This is a genomic window from Ruegeria sp. AK11 (assembly GCF_056541095.1).
In genome coordinates, this window is record NZ_JBQFXU010000001.1 from 1,074,133 (window position 1) to 1,090,862 (window position 16,730).

The 16,730-nt window shown below is 58.0% G+C and carries 16 protein-coding genes; 8 read left to right on the forward strand and 8 right to left on the reverse strand.

Annotated features, from left to right (window positions below):
* Positions 1–39: 39 nt before the first annotated feature.
* From yghX to ACR0D9_RS05420, 4 genes are all read right to left on the reverse strand, one after another.
* A complete protein-coding gene (gene yghX, locus ACR0D9_RS05405; RefSeq protein WP_480537976.1) occupies positions 40–936 on the reverse strand; it encodes a YghX family hydrolase in 897 nt (298 codons plus the stop codon).
* 63 nt (positions 937–999) lie between these two features.
* Positions 1,000–2,469 (reverse strand): carboxypeptidase M32, encoded by a 1,470-nt coding sequence (locus ACR0D9_RS05410; RefSeq protein ID WP_480537978.1) that lies wholly within the window; start codon positions 2,467–2,469, stop codon positions 1,000–1,002.
* A gap of 4 nt (positions 2,470–2,473) precedes the next feature.
* Positions 2,474–3,619, reverse strand: coding sequence for a heme A synthase (ctaA, locus tag ACR0D9_RS05415; protein ID WP_480485504.1), 1,146 nt, complete (start codon positions 3,617–3,619; stop codon positions 2,474–2,476).
* Positions 3,620–3,678: 59 nt separating this feature from the next.
* Entirely contained in the window at positions 3,679–4,422 is a 744-nt protein-coding gene (locus ACR0D9_RS05420) for an RNA methyltransferase (protein ID WP_480485503.1), read from the reverse strand.
* A gap of 154 nt (positions 4,423–4,576) precedes the next feature.
* Here ACR0D9_RS05420 and ACR0D9_RS05425 point away from each other — a divergent pair, with 154 nt between their 5' ends.
* Positions 4,577–5,197, forward strand: coding sequence for a thiamine phosphate synthase (locus ACR0D9_RS05425; protein WP_480485501.1), 621 nt, complete (start codon positions 4,577–4,579; stop codon positions 5,195–5,197).
* On the opposite strand, the gene ACR0D9_RS05430 is transcribed toward ACR0D9_RS05425, so the two are convergent.
* Complete coding sequence (locus ACR0D9_RS05430; RefSeq protein ID WP_480485500.1) at positions 5,194–6,336, reverse strand: HupE/UreJ family protein; 1,143 nt, start codon at positions 6,334–6,336, stop codon at positions 5,194–5,196. The two genes, ACR0D9_RS05425 and ACR0D9_RS05430, sit on opposite strands and share 4 nt — an antisense overlap.
* Before the next feature lie 170 nt (positions 6,337–6,506).
* Between ACR0D9_RS05430 and ACR0D9_RS05435 the strand changes: the two genes are divergently transcribed.
* The 3 genes from ACR0D9_RS05435 (at position 6,507) to ACR0D9_RS05445 (ending at position 9,054) form a co-directional block, all read left to right on the forward strand.
* Positions 6,507–7,400, forward strand: coding sequence for a PfkB family carbohydrate kinase (locus ACR0D9_RS05435; RefSeq protein WP_267365241.1), 894 nt, complete (start codon positions 6,507–6,509; stop codon positions 7,398–7,400).
* Entirely contained in the window at positions 7,397–8,308 is a 912-nt protein-coding gene (locus ACR0D9_RS05440; RefSeq protein ID WP_480528362.1) for a pseudouridine-5'-phosphate glycosidase, read from the forward strand. Before ACR0D9_RS05435 ends, ACR0D9_RS05440 begins: the two co-directional genes overlap by 4 nt.
* A gap of 65 nt (positions 8,309–8,373) precedes the next feature.
* Positions 8,374–9,054 carry a DUF502 domain-containing protein gene (locus tag ACR0D9_RS05445; RefSeq protein ID WP_267365243.1) on the forward strand — a complete coding sequence of 227 codons (681 nt, stop codon included), beginning with the start codon at positions 8,374–8,376 and terminating at the stop codon, positions 9,052–9,054.
* Here ACR0D9_RS05445 and ACR0D9_RS05450 read toward each other — a convergent pair whose 3' ends face one another.
* Both ACR0D9_RS05450 and ACR0D9_RS05455 read right to left on the reverse strand, forming a co-directional pair.
* Positions 9,055–10,080, reverse strand: coding sequence for a patatin-like phospholipase family protein (locus ACR0D9_RS05450; RefSeq protein ID WP_480538241.1), 1,026 nt, complete (start codon positions 10,078–10,080; stop codon positions 9,055–9,057).
* A gap of 64 nt (positions 10,081–10,144) precedes the next feature.
* Positions 10,145–10,918 carry a 3-hydroxybutyrate dehydrogenase gene (locus ACR0D9_RS05455; RefSeq protein WP_480480719.1) on the reverse strand — a complete coding sequence of 258 codons (774 nt, stop codon included), beginning with the start codon at positions 10,916–10,918 and terminating at the stop codon, positions 10,145–10,147.
* Between the two features lie 300 nt (positions 10,919–11,218).
* Here ACR0D9_RS05455 and ACR0D9_RS05460 point away from each other — a divergent pair, with 300 nt between their 5' ends.
* Both ACR0D9_RS05460 and ACR0D9_RS05465 read left to right on the forward strand, forming a co-directional pair.
* The gene (locus ACR0D9_RS05460; protein WP_480537980.1) at positions 11,219–13,036 is read left to right on the forward strand and encodes an extracellular solute-binding protein; all 1,818 of its coding nucleotides are present in this window, start codon (positions 11,219–11,221) and stop codon (positions 13,034–13,036) included.
* Positions 13,037–13,590: 554 nt separating this feature from the next.
* On the forward strand, positions 13,591–13,830 hold the full coding sequence (locus tag ACR0D9_RS05465; RefSeq protein ID WP_209503780.1) for a hypothetical protein: 240 nt from the start codon (positions 13,591–13,593) through the stop codon (positions 13,828–13,830).
* On the opposite strand, the gene ACR0D9_RS05470 is transcribed toward ACR0D9_RS05465, so the two are convergent.
* Positions 13,819–14,442: a helix-turn-helix domain-containing protein gene (locus ACR0D9_RS05470; RefSeq protein WP_209503779.1), complete on the reverse strand. Its 624-nt coding sequence runs from the start codon at positions 14,440–14,442 to the stop codon at positions 13,819–13,821. The two genes, ACR0D9_RS05465 and ACR0D9_RS05470, sit on opposite strands and share 12 nt — an antisense overlap.
* 65 nt (positions 14,443–14,507) lie before the next feature.
* Here ACR0D9_RS05470 and ACR0D9_RS05475 point away from each other — a divergent pair, with 65 nt between their 5' ends.
* Both ACR0D9_RS05475 and ACR0D9_RS05480 read left to right on the forward strand, forming a co-directional pair.
* Complete coding sequence (locus ACR0D9_RS05475) at positions 14,508–16,025, forward strand: class I adenylate-forming enzyme family protein (RefSeq protein WP_480537982.1); 1,518 nt, start codon at positions 14,508–14,510, stop codon at positions 16,023–16,025.
* Positions 16,022–16,681, forward strand: a complete 660-nt coding sequence (locus ACR0D9_RS05480; RefSeq protein ID WP_480537984.1) for a DsbA family oxidoreductase — start codon at positions 16,022–16,024, stop codon at positions 16,679–16,681. The genes ACR0D9_RS05475 and ACR0D9_RS05480 overlap by 4 nt, the downstream gene beginning before the upstream one ends.
* The last annotated feature ends 49 nt before the right edge of the window (positions 16,682–16,730 follow it).

Genomic DNA, 16,730 nt, shown 5'->3' on the forward strand with positions numbered 1-16,730 from the left:
TAACCCCGGGCACCGGTTCGACGGTTCCCGGAGTTCACTTCATGTCAGGTAGGCATTGAAAAAAGCGATGGTCCGGCTCCATGCCAGATATGCCGCAGCTTCGTCATACCTGGGCGTCGTATCGTTGTGAAAACCGTGATTGACGTCCGGATAGAAGTGCACGCTGAATTTCTTTTGATTGGCTTTCAACGCCTCTGAATATGCAGGCCATCCAGCGTTGATACGCTCGTCCAGACCGGCATAGTGAATCATAAGAGGTGCTTCGATGGACGGAACATCTTCGGCTGGTGGTTGCCGACCGTAGAATGGCACCGAGGCAGCAAGGTCCGGATAGGCTACGGCCAACGCGTTGCAAACACCTCCGCCATAGCAGAAGCCGACAGCACCAACTTTGCCTGTCGAAAGTTCATGATCACGAAGGAATTCAAAGGCGGCGAAGAAATCCGCCATCAGTTTTTCCCGGTCCATCGAGCGCTGCATCTCGCGCCCTTCTTCATCAGTACCGGGATAGCCGCCAAGGGGCGACAACCCATCAGGTCCAAAAGCCAGGAAACCGGCCTTGGCCGCGCGGCGCACAACGTCCTCGATATAAGGGTTTAGACCCCGGTTCTCGTGCACGACCAACACCGCAGGCAGTTTACCTTCGGCATTTGCCGGCATCGCCATCAGGCCGCTGGTTTCGCTATGCCCATCCGGGCTGTCATATGCGACCACCATGGTTTGGATCGCGGGATCGTCCGGGGCCACCTGTTGCGCCCAGGCGTAATTGGGTTGCAACTGGTCCAGAATCATTGCGCCTGTCATTCCGGCAGCCGTGTATTTACCGGCTTTTGAGATGAACTCACGCTTGGACATCGTGCCGTGCACATATCCGTCGAATATTTCGAGGATACGCGGATCAAAATCACTGGCTTTCTTGCGGGCGTTTCCGGTCATCGTTGCCTCCCAGGCGATGGTATCGGTGCACCGATTCTAACGCCTGGGCTGCAATTCGGAAACTCACAAATCGTAGAGCGCGCCGAACTTGGTCTCAAGATAGCTTAGTAATGGGTCCGGTCCGGGCTCGATGCCGCTTGCACGGGCTATCACCTCGCGCGGTGCATAAAGGCCGCCATGCTGCTGGACATGCTCACGCAGCCAGCCGGTTGCGCCGGTGGTGTCGCCGCGAGCCAGTTGCGCATCAAGATCGGGCTCTGAACCGCGCAAAGCCTGATAGAGGCACCCAGCATAGACATTGCCCAGCGAGTATGTCGGGAAGTAACCGAACAGGCCAACCGACCAATGCACATCCTGCAAACAACCGTTCGAGGGCTTGTCGACCGCATAACCGAAATCTGCCTTGAACCGATCATTCCAGGCGGCTTCCAGATCGCCGACCTGCAAGTCTCCGGCCATCAGCGCGCGTTCCAGATCAAACCGCAGCATGATGTGCAGATTGTATTGAACCTCATCCGCCTCGGTGCGGATATAGCCGTTATGGACGCGGTTGGCCGTCGCATAAAACGCATCCGGATCGGCAATGCCGAAATCGCCGAACGCCTCTTTCATTTGTTCGAACAACCAACCAGTAAAGGCCCGCGACCGACCCAACTGGTTTTCGTAGATCCGGCTTTGACTTTCATGCACGCCCATCGACACACCAGACCCGAGCGGTGTCAGCAGGTATTTCCTGTCGATCCCCTGTTCATAGGCGGCGTGGCCCACCTCGTGAATGGTGGAATAGAAACAATTGAACGGGTCTGTTTCGCTGGTTCGCGTGGTGATGCGGACGTCAAGACCACTGCCGGAACTGAACGGGTGAACCGCCTTGTCCACGCGGCCATTGTTCAGGTCATAGCCAAAGGCGACCGCCAGTTTTTGTGTCAGACGCATCTGGGTCTGCTCGTCAAAACTGCGGTTCAGGGCAGCGGGCTCGGGCCGCTCCAGCACAGCGGCGCGCAGGGCCACCAGTCGTGGGCGCATCTGGTCGAAGATATCCGCAATCTGTGCGCTGGTCGTGTAAGGCTCGTAATCTTCGACCATGGCGTCGTATACGTCGCCCCCTTGCGCCAGCGCCTCGCCTTCCTGTCGTTTCAGCGACACGACCTCTTCCAGAACCGGAAGAAAGGCCGAGACATCTTCGTCCGCGCGCGCCTGCGCCCACTTTCCCTGCGCAGCGGATGTCACACGGGCAATCGCCGTCGCCAGATCGGCAGGCACCTTCACCGCGCGATCATATGCGCGCCGGATTTCACGCATCTGCGCCTTGCCGACCTCATCCTGAGGCGCGGCCTGATCCAGCCATTCGGCAACACGAGGATCAGAACGACGTGCGTGCAGGACAGATTCGATAGCTGCCATTTCTTCGGCGCGCTGTGGCGCTGCGCCGCGCGGCATGACGGTTTCCTGATCCCAGCCAAGCCGACCGGCGATCTGGCCCAAAGCCGAAGTTTCCCGCTGAAAGGTCATCAGTTCATTGAAAGCGGTCATAATTTTAAACTCCGCGCACAGATGTTGCGATTGGATAAGCCGTGAGGAACCGCGCGCGCAGGATCAGCGTCCAAACGATGACGGCCATAAACTGGTGGAAGATTGCGACCTGCCATGGCGCGCCGTAAACCACGGTCACGATGCCGACGACGACCTGTAACGAAAGCGCGGCGAAAGCAGCGTTGAAGGCAAAACGCGTCTGCGGATGCGCGCTGCCGCTGCCACGTCGCCAGACGACAACGGCGAAGATGAACAGCAGATACCCTGCACACCGGTGGATGAACTGTACCAGACCAGGGCTTTCAAAGAAGTTTCGCCACATCGGCTCCAACATAGTCGCATCCGGTGGAAGCAACTGCCCTCCCATCAGCGGCCAGTCGGTGTAAGACCGCCCGGCGTCGATCCCGGCGACAAGCGCGCCAATGAGTGTTTGTAAAAAGGCGAAGTGCATCAGCCCTGTGGACAATGAAAACAGCCTGACCTCTTTGGCCCGGCGCGCCTGCATCAGGTCACGTTCTTCCCGGCCGAGTTCAAAGATGTACCAGGCCAGCGCTCCCAGGATCACAAAAGCCAGCCCCAAATGCGTTGCCAGACGGTAACTTGCAACAGCCGTCATGCCTTCACCCTGGGTGACGCCCGAGGCCACCATCCACCAACCAACAGCGCCCTGCAGACCGCCAAGAAGACCCGGAACGATCAGCTTTCCCGTCCACCCTGTCGGAATCTTACGGGTGAGTAGAAAGGTCAGAAATCCAGCGGCCCAGACCAGACCGATCATGCGGCCCAACTGACGATGGCCCCATTCCCACCAATAGATGGATTTGAAATCACCCAGTTCCATCCACTGGTTTTGGATGCGCCATTGGTCAATCTGCTTGTACTTGTCGAACTCTGCCTGCCAGTCCGCTTCGGTCATCGGCGGCAAAGCTCCGGTGATCGGGCGCCATTCGGTGATCGAGAGGCCGCTGTCAGTCAGGCGCGTCAAGCCGCCAACCGCGATCATCACAACGACCAGAGCAAACAGGATCATCAGCCAGACGCGGATCGCATTGCGCGCGCCGCCGCGCCCCCGGTCGATCATACCGGGTTGAACCGCCTGTTGTTTTTTGGTGTCCGTGACCTCTTCGAAGATGCTGCGCCTACCGCTCATGCTGTCCTCATGTCCTGATTTTGTCGCAAGCTAGGGCTTGGGTGAAGATAGGTCCAGCCTCAGCCTTTATCCTTCCAGCGGACCATCTGACGCATGATCCCGTGCAACATCTGCACATCGGCCCGTGTCATTCGCATCCGCGACCACAGGTTGCGCAGGTTAACCTTCATCCCTTCGGCCTTTTCGGGAGGGTAGAAGAACCCCGCCTCCTCCAGCCTGTCCTCGTAATGCTCGACAAGTTTTTCGACCTCGACCCCAGTGGCCCAGTCACCTTTGCCCAGATCGGTCGATTCATGCACCACATCCCCGGTCTGGCGCATCCACTCATAGGCGGTCAGCAATACGCATTGACCAAGGTTCAGCGAGGCATATTCCGGGTTTACCGGCACCGAGATGATCGCGTTGGCCTTGGCGATGTCTTCATTCTCTAGCCCCGCGCGTTCAGGGCCGAACAGAACGGTAACCTTCTCGCCCGCAGCAATCTTTTCGGCGGCAATCTTCATTGCGTGTTCGGGGCTGTAGACAGGTTTGGTCAAGCCCCGCTGACGGGCTGTCGTGGCGAAGACAAAAGTGCTGTCGGCCAGCGACCCGGCCAAGTCGTCAAACAGCTGCGCCTCATCCAGCAAGCGCCCTGCGCCGCTGGACATTGCCACCGCTTTGGGGTTCGGCCAGCCGTCACGCGGGGCCACGATACGCATCCGATCCAGCCCAAAGTTCCACATCGCCCGCGCAGCAGCACCGATGTTTTCACCCATTTGCGGGCGCACAAGCACGAAGGAAGGCTGGGGTTTGTCGCTGGGCATGGCTCACCTTAAGAAAACTTGGCCTGCTGTAATTGGCAGGCTCTTGCAGGGCAAGGCGCAGGGGCGTTATTTGCAGGCTCTTGACCATAAAAGTTTGCTTCCCAGCCGCAATCCGCTAAACCGCGCCAAAGACTGAAAGCCGAAGGACGCGCCCATGGACACCCCCGAGCAGCCGCAGATTTACCTGATCACGCCTCCGACTATCGAGTTGAGCACGTTCACGAACAAGCTGGCGACTGTGCTGGACGGGGTCGAGATTGCCTGTGTCCGCCTCGCGTTGGCCGGAAGTGACGAAGATACCATCGCTCGCGCGGCCGACGCTTGCCGTGAAATCGCCCACGCGCGCGACGTGGCCATCGTAATCTCGAACCATGTATTGCTGGCGCAGCGTCTGGGGCTGGACGGGGTGCACCTGGATGATGCTGCACGCTCGGTCCGCACCGCGCGCAAGGAACTGGGCGCCGATGCAATCGTCGGAAGCTTTTGCGGCGCGTCCAGCCATGATGGTATGACTGCTGGTGAAAACGGAGCGGATTATGTGGCCTTCGGTCCTGTCGGCTCGGCCAAACTGAGGGACGGGACCCGCGCCGAAAAGGACCTGTTCCAATGGTGGTCCGAGATGATCGAGGTTCCGGTTGTGGCCGAAGGTGGGTTGACGCCCGAATTGATCCGCGATCTGGCCCCCTGCACCGATTTCTTTGGCATTGGCGATGAGATCTGGGGCAATGACGATCCGCTTGGCGCACTGAAAACGCTGCTGGCCGCGTTGCCTTAACCCTGCACCCAAGGCTCGACTATCCAGTAGACCCCGGCACCTGCAATCAGCATCGAGGCCAGAACCGATACCCGGCCTCGTTTACGGTGTGAGCCGCCAGAAAACAAAAGCGCCAGAGCAAGCCCGGCAAAGGCTACTACAACAAGCGGCAGAATATTCCCGGCGCCAAAGCCCAAGATGGCCGGGGGCAGATGATCTGGCGGCACTCCGATCCCGACCAGGGCCGAGGCAATTACCAGACCTTGAAGACCGCCAATGGCGAGAACCGCCAACAAACGCCAGACCTGCAATCGCCGGGCAACCAGGTTCCACAGCGCCAGAACGATGGTCGAAGCCACCAGAACCGGGGCCTCGCTCACTTTTCCTGCATCCAATACGCCATGCAAACCCAGCCCAAGCCCGATCAGAGCGCCCGCTGACAGGAACACCAGTTGAGATACCACTGGGCGCAATTTCAAAGACAGAAACACTAGCGCCAAAACAAGAATGGATGGCTTAATTGGGTTTCGGAGAAACTGATCGACCCCTTTTGTGAAATATGTCTGCAATGTTTGTTGCGTTGTCAGAGACGCCCCGCCTTGCAAGGGGATCAGCGGGCTGGCTTCACCGGCAGCCAAATACCCGGTGTATGGGGCCGCGACATTTTGCTGTCGCAGAACGATGGGTCCGCTTTCTGACGGCCAGGTCAGACGCAGGTTTGACGCCTGATCGGGCAAAGGAGCAGTCAGCAACAGTTTGGAAACCCGCACTTTCTCCGTTTCTCCTACAACAGGAATACGCACACCTTCATAAGACAAACTCAATCGCTCTGGTGCCTCCACGATAAGATTATGTTTCCAGAGCTGAACGAACTCTCTGATCTGGGGTTCCAGCTCAGAGGAAACCAGTCGCCGCAAGGATTTGTAGTTTGGATCGTCGGAAAACGCAGCGGGCTGCGCGGGATTGTTCCCGGTTAATATGGCCTCGGCATTCCATTTCAACTCTAGAAACAAAGTGTCGGACTTGACCCAGAAATCAACGACGGTCGGCGGGGCGGATTGCGCTCTGCCGGATCCGGGATGCAAAGCTACAAGAACAAAAAAACTCAGGGCACAGGTTTTGAGGGTTCGAAAGATGGCGCGGAAAACAGGGCCATTCATACGAAAAGCTCCAACAGGAAAATCAAATCACCAATCATTGCTATCGATTGTTCCCGCGAAGGCCGCAGATCGCAAGCCCAAAGGGCATATCGGACCTGTGCACCGTAAATCTCTGATTGCGGTAACGTTCTGACTTGCATGGGCATCACCGCTGCGGCATGACGTCCTTTATGACTCAGAACAGTAATATCCTGTGTATCGGTTCGGTCCTGTGGGACGTGATCGGACGATCGGCCAGTGCCATGCGGCAAGGCTCGGACGTGCCTGGCCGGATTACCCGCCTGCCGGGTGGTGTTGCTATGAACATAGCCATGACGCTGGTGCGTTTTGGTATGACGCCAACCCTGCTGACCGCCATTGGCCGCGACCCCGAGGGCGACGAGCTGATTCATGCCTGTTCCCGCCTCGGTATGATCACGGATCACATCTATCGCTCGCAGGACCTGCCGACCGACCGATATATGGCCGTCGAAGGTGCCAACGGGTTGATCGCGGCCATTGCCGACGCGCATTCGCTGGAAGCCGCTGGCGCTAAGATACTGCGTCCGCTGATGCACGGCCCGCTTGGCTATGAAAACACGCCCTTTGAGGGGCCCATTGCGCTTGACGGCAACCTGACCCTGAACCTGCTGGAAGAAATCGCCCAAAGCCCTGCATTTGCCCGTGCCGATCTGCGTGTTGCCCCGGCCTCGCCAGGTAAGGCCGAGCGCCTGTTGCCCTTCCTGAAACATGCCCGCGCCACGCTTTATGTGAACCTCGAAGAAGCAGGAATATTGTGCCAGCGTGAATTCACCGATTCTGAATCTGCCGCAAAGGGCCTTCTGGATCGTGGCGCACTGCGCGTGCTGGTCACCGATGGCGGCAGCTCGGCCACGATCGGCAGTTCGGACGAAATTCTGACCCAAACACCCCCCTCCGTTCTGGTCACCCGTGTGACCGGCGCCGGGGATACCTTCATGGCGGCTCATATCGCCTCAGAATCCGGCGGCGCATCGAGTGATGAGGCTCTGACCCGCGCTCTGCATGCCGCAGCAACCTACGTTTCCGGAGAAACCCCACTGTGATCGACATTCAATATTCAGCCGAGGTCCGCGCTGCCAAGGACGCGGGTCATCCCATCGTTGCGCTGGAAAGCACCATCATCACCCATGGCATGCCCTACCCGCAAAACGTCGAAGTTGCGGCGCAGGTCGAACAGGACATCCGCGATGCGGGGGCGGTTCCGGCGACCATGGCGGTGATTGAAGGCAAATTGCATGTGGGGCTCGAGCCTGGCCAGTTGCAATGGCTGGGTCAGGCGCAAGGCGTTGCCAAAATCTCGCGCGCAGATATGGCGGCCTGCATCTCGACCGGTGGTACCGGAGCCACAACCGTCGCCGCCACCATGATCGCCGCGCATTATGCCGGGATCGAGGTATTTGCCACCGGCGGCATCGGGGGTGTGCATCAGGGCGCTGAAACCACGTTCGACATCTCGGCTGATCTGCACGAACTTGGCCATACACCAGTCACCGTCGTCGCAGCCGGGGCCAAGGCCATCCTTGATCTGGCCAAAACTCTTGAAGTTCTGGAAACGCTGGGGGTGCCTGTCATCGCCCATGGCCAGGATGCGTTTCCTGCCTTCTGGTCTGCAAAATCACCCTATGCTGCCCCCCTGCGCATGGACACTCCTGAGGCTATCGCCAAGGCCCATGCAACGCGTCGCGCGTTGGGCCTGCCCGGCGGGCAGCTTGTGGCGAACCCGATCCCGATCGCGGATCAGATCCCTTCCGAAATACTGGCCCCCATCATCGCCGAGGCACAGGCTGATGCAGATGCGCATCGGATCACCGGAAAAGATGTGACGCCCTATCTGCTGCAACGTATCTTTGAAAAGACCGAAGGACGTTCGCTTACCGCCAACATTGCCCTCGTGCGCAACAATGCGCGCCTTGCTGCGGCGATTGCACGGGCACTGGCAGAACAGGGATAACGCAAGCCTATTGTGCCATGGCTACCGATTGACTACCTAAATCCCGATAACCACTCGGAACCAAGATGAATACACCGTTCGACGAAGAACCGCATCATCGCCGTCCTGGCATGCTGGCACGGCTGCGCGCATCTTTCCTGACCGGCCTCGTTGTCATTGCACCGGTCTGGCTGACGGTTTGGCTGATCTGGTCGGTAGTCGGCTGGATCGACAGTGCCGTTTTGCCACTGGTGCCTCATCAGTTCCAACCGGAACAATACGTTGGTATCAACCTGCGCGGTGTGGGCGTCGTGATCTTCCTGATCTTTACCGTGATTGTAGGGTGGATCGCCAAAGGCATTCTGGGCCGGTCCCTGATCCTGTTCGCCGAAAGCGTGGTAGATCGGATGCCGGTCGTCCGCTCGATCTATTCCGGGATCAAACAAATCTCGGAAACCGTATTTGCCCAAACCGAACGCTCTTTTGAAAAGGCTTGCCTGATCCAGTACCCCCGCCGCGGGATCTGGGCCATTGGGTTCGTCTCGACAACCGCCAGGGGCGAAATCAGCAAACGCGCAGAGACCGGAGGAGAGCTGCTAAGCGTCTTTGTTCCGACCACCCCCAACCCGACCTCGGGCTTTTTGCTGTTTTTCCCGGCGGAAGACGTAATTTTGTTGGACATGACAATTGAGGATGCCGCGAAACTGGTGATCTCGGCCGGGCTCGTTTATCCCAACGAAAAAGACCCTACGCAACCGCCCGAGTGATTAACCGAACATGGTCGGCAGATCGACTGTACTGGTCTGGCCCAGATCACTCTTGTGCTTGGTCAGAAAACGGTCCGCTGCCGCCCGCCCCGCCTGTTTCAGCTTGTGCAAAATAACAGGGTTGGGCACGGTTTTGGTGGCAACAGACAGGCTGCTCATCAACTCGTTATCCGCAATCATATGCACCAGAACGCGGCTCATGTCCCCGGCCTTCAGCTTGCCCTCTTTCAGAAGCCGTTGAACAAAGCTGATTGCCCGCAATTCGCGAAACAGGGATGAGTTGAAGCTGATCTCGTTGATCCGGTTCTGGATCTGCTGCGGTGTGACCGGTACCGCGTCGCGCTCCAACGGGTTGATATTCACGATCACTACGTCATCCGGCAGATCATTGTTGAACAGCGGATAGAGCGCCGGATTACCTGTATAACCGCCATCCCAGTAGGCTTCGACCCGGTTCGTCTTTGGATCAAATATCTCGACTGCCTTGAACAGGGTCGGCAGGCAAGCTGAAGCCAGAATGGCATCTGTCGAGACCTCCTCGCCAGTAAAGACGCGGATTTTCCCACTTCTCACGCAGGTGGCGCACACAAACAGGCGGGGTCCCGCATCGGCGCATACTTCCGCAAAATTGAACCTGTCCACCACCGGCTCCAGCGGATTGCTGTAGAATGGACCATAGGCATAAGGCGACACCATCCGCGACCAGGCATCACCGATTGAAAACGGCACCGAATATTCCATCGCCTGCGCGATTGCGGCCGGTTCCAACCCGCGAAACCAATTGGCTATACGCATGTCTCCAATCGCACCCATACGCCTCCAAAGCCCGTCCAGCTGCGCACGCGCACCCTCACGTCCTGAATGAACCATCCCCGATTTGAACGCCGCACCGTTCAACGCACCGGCGGATGTACCGGTGATCGCGGCAACCTCGATGTCTTCCTCATCCAGCAGTCGGTCAAGCACACCCCAGGTGAACGCCCCATGCGCACCGCCGCCCTGCAAAGCCAGATTGATCCGTACCACCGCCTTCACCCTTCATCTTTTCAGAAATACTCCGGGGGTTTGGGGGCAGCGCCCCCAAGGCCAATCACAAGGCGGTCCAGCCGCCATCGACAGAAATCGTGGTTCCCGTGATCTGCGCCGCTGCGTCCGAGCACAGGAAAATGGTTGTCCCGCCCAGTTGCTCAACCGTGGCGAATTCCTTGGAAGGTTGCCGTTCCAGAAGCACGTTTTTTACAACCTCCTCGCGGCTCATATTGTATTCTTTCATCGTGTTCGGGATTTGGGCCTCAACCAGGGGTGTCAGCACATAGCCCGGGCAAATGGCGTTGCAGGTGATAGGTTCTTGCGCGGTTTCCAACGCAACGGTCTTGGTCATCCCCACCACCCCGTGCTTGGCGGCAACATAGGCTGCCTTGAATGGCGACGCCGTCAGGCCGTGGGCCGAGGCGATATTCACGATACGACCCCAACCCGCCTTGCGCATCATCGGCAGTGCGGCAGCGGTCGTGTGAAAGACCGAGTTCATGTTGATCGCAATAATCGCATCCCATTTTTCCGCCGGAAACTGATCGATCGGGGACACAAACTGAATGCCCGCATTGTTCACAAGTATGTCGCAAGCTCCGGCCTGCTTAATCAGCGCCCGGCACTCTTCGCCTTTTGACATGTCCGCCTTGATGTAACGCGCTTTGGTTCCGGTCTCTTTGGCAATCTCAGCGGCCAGCGCGTGATCTTCGTCTCGGTCCGTAAAGGAATTCAGGACAACATCTGCTCCGGCCTTCGCCAGCTCGCGCGCGACCCCCAGACCGATGCCAGAATTAGACCCCGTGATGATTGCTGTTTTGCCGGAAAGGCTCATGACCGTTCTCCCTGAAGCGATGAATTGGTGCACAATGCCATGCTGCACCTGCAAAGAAAACGGGGAAACACAACTGCCTGAAATCCCAGCCTGACACTTCTCAAGCAGCCAAAAAAAACGCCCGCACGAAGCGGGCGTTAAGTTATTGAGGCAGGTTTCATACAGGCAAGAAACCTATCGAGCAGTGCATCCTTTATAAGCAATTCCACGCCTTCGTCCAAGCTAAAAGTTTGATAATATGAAAAATCATCACTACGGTGAATCCCAACAAAATAAGGCCAGAGCAGGATTGTTTCCAAAATGAGCCCGGATTTTCTCCGACCGTTTCGACCACTTGTGGCGGGAATCGCAAGCATTTTCATGATCTCTGTCGCCCATGCAGAATCGTCTCATGGCATAGCTATGTATGGGGACCCGGCCCTACCACCGGATTTTGTGTCCCTACCCTATGCCAACCCCGATGCGCCCAAAGGCGGTAAAGTCGTTTTCGGAAATACCGGCGGCTATAACAGTCTGAACCCGTTTTTGCAAAAAGGCACCTCGCCCTGGCAATTGCCTTTTTGGACCCATGAAAGCCTGATGGGGCGATCCTGGGACGAACCTTTCACACTTTACGGGCTGTTAGCCGAATCAGTTGAGACGGCTCCGGACCGGTCGTGGGTTGAATTTACCCTGCGGGAAGAGGCCCGGTTTTCTGACGGCACCCCGGTCACGATTGACGACGTGATCTGGTCATACGAGACGCTCGGTACTCAGGGACATCTGCGCTATCGCGGTTTTTGGGACAAGATCGACAGGATCGAACAGACTGGCCCGCGTTCGGTTCGGATTACTTTCAACGTGCCGGATCGCGAACTTGCCCTGCTCGCAGGGATGCGTCCGATCCTGCAAAAGGCGCAGTGGCAGGACAAGGAATTTGCCGACGCCGCTTTGCACGATGTCCCAATCGGCACCGGCCCTTATGTGATCGAAAGCTATGAGGCGGGGCGCTATGTGAACCTTCATCGCAACCCCGAATATTGGGGGCAGGATATCCCGTTCCGTCGCGGCACCATGAATCTGGATGAAATGCGGATCGAGTTCTACGGCGACGGCAGCGTCCTGTTCGAAGCCTTCAAAGCCGGTGAGCTATCAGCGGTGCGTGAGTTCAACGGCGACAAATGGGACACGCAATACAGCTTCCCCGCCGTTCAGCGCGGCGATGTCATCAAGACCGAGATCCCGCATGGCAAACCGTCAGGCATGACCGGGTTCGTGATGAACACCCGCAAGGCCCCGTTCGACGACTGGCGCGTTCGCGAGGCCCTGACGCTGGCCTTCAATTTCGAGTTCATTAACGACACGATCACTGGTGGGGCGCAGCCACGGATTACGTCCTACTTTTCAGGCTCAGAGCTGGCCATGCAGCCCGGACCGGCCCAAGGGCAGGTAAAAGCCCTGCTGGAACCCTTTGCCTCGGATCTGATCCCCGGCACGCTGGAGGGGTACGAACTGCCGAAGGGCGACGGTTCAGCCCGCAACCGCGCAAATATTCGCAAAGCCACCAAACTGTTGACCGAAGCGGGTTGGACCGTTCAGGACGGGGTTCTGCACAACACGAATGGTGATCCGTTCAAAATGACGGTCTTGCTGCAGCAGGGGGATAGCGAGATGGCGTCGGTGGTCGAGATTTATTCCCGCGCGCTTGAACGACTTGGCATTCAGATCACAACGGAACAGGTCGACAACGCGCAGTATGTCGGGCGCACCGGAGAGCTGGATTTTGATGTTACGCCTTTCCGGCGTGCTCTTTCACTGTCTCCCGGCAACGAACAGCGTTTGTATTGGGGAAGCGAGAACGCGGACACACCCGGTACACGCAACCTGATGGGCGTGGCCTCGCCCGCTGTTGATGCTATGATTGACGCCATGCTCGCCTCGGAAACACCTGAAGATTTTACCGCTGCAACCCGCGCGCTTGACCGGGTTCTGACAGCCGGTCGCTATGTCATCCCGATCTGGAGTTTTGATGTCGGGCGGATTGCCCACATACGCGAGCTCAGGTTCCCCGACACTGTGCCAATCTATGGCGATGGACCGCAATACATGCCGGAAGTGTGGTGGTACGACGCCAGGTAGTCACATGAAGATCAGGGCAGCCGGGTTTTGTAAAACACCGGCTGTTCACCGCGGAGTGTTGGCGGACGCCTTGAAATACACGATTCCTTTGCTCTTCCTGCCCGATTGGCCCATGAAAACCACGCCTGTCGGCGGAAATCAGCACATTGCCATCACATTCAGGTATACGTTTGGCGACGACAAATCGCAGCACCACATGCAGGCCATATCGGACGCCGGATGATCCCATGAGACGGGCCTTCGGCCTGCTTTGGCCAACACTAAAAGCTACATTGAATCGAAATATTTAGACGTAGCCCAAAGATCGAGATCGCCTTTACAATCTGCTCGCCGGGATTTCCCGGTGCCGCAACAAACAGGTCTCCTGATCCGCAAGTACTTTGAATAATTTCAAGCCCGCCGCCCTGTTGCGGCAGCTATTGCAGAGGCACAATCTTATAAAAGGAATGCAGTGACATGCTGCGACATTTTGTCATGTCTTCCCTTACGGCACCCATTACGTACCCTAAAGAGGGGGAGAGCAGTCCTAATCGCTACATAAGGAAAGCTCATACATGATGAACTGGACGGATCTGACACAAGACTGGAATGCGGCCTACGCACGTGCAAAGCGGCGTTTTCCGAATTTGCGTGACCAGGACATGATGCGCGTATCAAAAGACCGTAAAGGGTTCGAAGCCTATCTGGCAGAGCGTCACCAGTTGACCATGAACGAAGCTCATGAAGAGGTCGAAGATTTCCTGTTCACCGAAGGTCTGAACAGAGAATTCTGCCGCGCGTCGCTAAGCAAGTGATGTGACCCAAAGGATTGTCGCGTCTTCGTCGCTGACGGAGATCACGTTGTGGCCCATGCTGCCATCGTAATAGGCGCTGTCACCCCTGCGCATTTCAACCGGCTCATAGAATTCGGTATAAAGCCGGACAACACCGGTCAGAACATACATGAACTCTTCGCCATCGTGGCGCACCCAGCCGTCGAATTCGTCCATGGATCGCGCCCGAACCCGCGCACGGTAGGGCAGCATGTGCTTCTTGGTCAGGGTTTCGGCCAGCAACTCATGCTCGTAGGTCGTTGTCGCGTGGGCCGCCCCTTCGCCCATCCGGGTAATCGCCATCCGTCCGATGACCTGGTCCCGCTGCGGCGGTGTGAAAAGCTGAGGCACCGAGATTTCCAACCCAACCGCAAGCTTTTTGAGCGCGTCATAGGTAGGTGACATCTGCCCGTTCTCGATCTTGCTGAGCGTCGAACGGGCCAAACCGGCCTGACTGGCGGCCTGCTCCAGCGTCCATTTCCGCGCTTTTCGCAATTCGCGCACGCGCGCGCCAAGGTCCAGCGGTTCAACTTCGGTGTGATCGCCGGAATCGCGGGCAATTCGGATCAGGGATTTGGGATCTTGGGTGCTCATGCCATTCTCTATAGGCTTGGCCAGCCGCGCTTGCAACGCGCCAGACACCGCGTTAGCCAATGGCCATGTTATCTGTCTTCGATCAGGGGGCGCCCGCGCCCTGCCCCGCACCGTTCAATCTGGCGGCGCATGTCCTTGGCCGTGCCGATCAGGTCCCTGACAAAGTGGCGTTGTCGGTACTAATGCCCCACGGCGCGCAGGACTGGACCTATCGCGACCTGCAATCTGCCGTGTTGGGCACAGGCGCGGGGTTGCTGCAATCAGGTCTGACACCCGGCGATACCGTTCTGATGCGGCTCGGCAATACGGTGGATTTCCCGATTGCCTATCTGGGCGCGATTTCAGTGGGTATCATTCCGGTGCCGACTTCGTCGCAACTGACGGAACCCGAAACCGCCAGAATGATCGACGATCTGTCCCCGGCTGCGGTTCTTCGTGATCCCGCTGTCTCATGCGCGCCTCATCCCAGACAGATCGAGTTGGATGCATTAAAGGCCATGCGCGACATTCCACCCGCCAGCTATGACCTGGGCGACCCCGAGCGCATGGCATATGTCGTCTACACCTCGGGAACCTCGGGCAGTCCGCGTGCCGTGGCCCACGCCCATCGGGCAATCTGGGCGCGGCAGATGATGGTTGATGGTTGGTATGGTCTGCGCGCGTCCGATCGGCTGTGTCACGCCGGAGCGTTCAACTGGACCTATACACTTGGCACCGGTCTGATGGACCCGTGGACCATCGGCGCAACCGCCTTGATCCCGGAACCGGGCACGGACATCTCCGCCCTGCCCGCTCTGCTCCGCCAGCATCGCGCAACGATCTTTGCGGCGGCACCGGGGGTCTTTCGAAAATTGGTGCAAGAGTATGAGCAAATCAACTTACCTGACCTGCGCCACGGTTTATGCGCGGGGGAAAAGCTGTCGCGCGCCCTGCACGAGAAATGGCTAAGCGCCACCGGTACGGAATTGTTCGAAGCCTATGGCATGTCCGAATGCTCGACCTTCATATCCTCCAGCCCGGCACACCCTGCGCGCGGCGACGCATTGGGGCACCCGCAACCGGGCCGTCGCGTGGCCATTCTGGGCCCGGACGGCCCGGTGCCGCAGGGGCAAGAAGGCACCATCGCCATTCATCGGTCTGACCCTGGATTGATGCTGACCTACCTCAATGCACCGGATGAAGTTGAAACCCGGATGCAAGGCGAATGGTTCCTGACCGGAGATCAAGGGGCAATGGCTGTGGACGGCCAGATCAGTTATCTGGGCCGGGACGACGACATGATGAATGCCGGAGGCTACCGCGTATCCCCGGTCGAGGTCGAAGCCGCCCTGTCCCGTTTTCCCGGTATCACGCAGGTCGGCGCGGCCCCGGTCGAGGTCAAACCGGACACATTTGTGATAGCAGCCTTCTATACCGGCCCGGAAAAGCTGGACGATGCGGCCCTGCGCGCCTATGTCGAGGCCAATCTGGCACGTTATAAACAACCGCGCGCCTTCATCCACCTGTCTGCGCTGCCCACCGGCGGCAACGGCAAACTCCTGCGCCGGGCGTTGCCGGCCTATTTCGAGGCACCAGCCACATGACCCAGACCGTCAAGCTCGACATCCTGTCCGATCCGATCTGCCCGTGGTGCTATATCGGCAAAACGCATCTGGACAAAGCATTGGCCAATGTGCCCCAGCACCCTTTTGTCATCGAATGGCATCCGTTTCAGTTGAACCCTGATATGCCGGACGCAGGTATGGATCGTCGCGAATATCTGGAACGCAAGTTCGGTGGCAAGGACGGTGCCGTACGTGCTTATGCGCCCGTGGTTGAACACGCTGAAAACGCCGGTCTGAAGATCGACTTCGAAGGCATGAAACGCACACCTAATACACTGGATGCACATCGCCTGATCCATTGGGCCGGGATCGAAGGCAAACAGAATGCTGTCGTCGATGCGCTGTTCGATGCCTACTTCGTTCAGGCCCGCGATATCGGCGACCCCGAGGTCCTGTCCGACATTGCTGACAGTGCCGGAATGGATGCTGCGGTGGTCATGAAGCTGCTGAAATCCGACGCTGACCGCGAGGATATTCGAAACCGCGATACCCACTCACGCGAAATGGGCGTCAGTTCGGTCCCGACCTACATTGTTGCCAATCAACATGCCGTTCCGGGTGCTCAACCGCCTGAAATGTGGGAAAAAGTGATCGCTGAAATCATGTCTCAACTTGACACTTATCCTGCAGAATAGCACAGAGGTCTGTGCGAATTTCCAGTCTGGTCTAACCTGACCCGCCATG

Bases quoted from the DNA above. Each gene is read 5' to 3' on its own strand.
- ACR0D9_RS05475 (WP_480537982.1), top strand. From the start codon at position 14,508: ATGTTATCTGTCTTCGATCAGGGGGCGCCCGCGCCCTGCCCCGCACCG.
- ACR0D9_RS05465 (WP_209503780.1), top strand. From the start codon at position 13,591: ATGATGAACTGGACGGATCTGACACAAGACTGGAATGCGGCCTACGCA.
- ACR0D9_RS05435 (WP_267365241.1), top strand. From the start codon at position 6,507: ATGACTCAGAACAGTAATATCCTGTGTATCGGTTCGGTCCTGTGGGAC.
- ACR0D9_RS05460 (WP_480537980.1), top strand. From the start codon at position 11,219: ATGAGCCCGGATTTTCTCCGACCGTTTCGACCACTTGTGGCGGGAATC.
- ACR0D9_RS05420 (WP_480485503.1), bottom strand. From the start codon at position 4,422: ATGCCCAGCGACAAACCCCAGCCTTCCTTCGTGCTTGTGCGCCCGCAA.
- ACR0D9_RS05430 (WP_480485500.1), bottom strand. From the start codon at position 6,336: ATGAATGGCCCTGTTTTCCGCGCCATCTTTCGAACCCTCAAAACCTGT.
- ACR0D9_RS05425 (WP_480485501.1), top strand. From the start codon at position 4,577: ATGGACACCCCCGAGCAGCCGCAGATTTACCTGATCACGCCTCCGACT.
- ACR0D9_RS05455 (WP_480480719.1), bottom strand. From the start codon at position 10,918: ATGAGCCTTTCCGGCAAAACAGCAATCATCACGGGGTCTAATTCTGGC.
- ACR0D9_RS05480 (WP_480537984.1), top strand. From the start codon at position 16,022: ATGACCCAGACCGTCAAGCTCGACATCCTGTCCGATCCGATCTGCCCG.
- ACR0D9_RS05445 (WP_267365243.1), top strand. From the start codon at position 8,374: ATGAATACACCGTTCGACGAAGAACCGCATCATCGCCGTCCTGGCATG.
- ctaA (WP_480485504.1), bottom strand. From the start codon at position 3,619: ATGAGCGGTAGGCGCAGCATCTTCGAAGAGGTCACGGACACCAAAAAA.
- yghX (WP_480537976.1), bottom strand. From the start codon at position 936: ATGACCGGAAACGCCCGCAAGAAAGCCAGTGATTTTGATCCGCGTATC.
- ACR0D9_RS05470 (WP_209503779.1), bottom strand. From the start codon at position 14,442: ATGAGCACCCAAGATCCCAAATCCCTGATCCGAATTGCCCGCGATTCC.
- ACR0D9_RS05410 (WP_480537978.1), bottom strand. From the start codon at position 2,469: ATGACCGCTTTCAATGAACTGATGACCTTTCAGCGGGAAACTTCGGCT.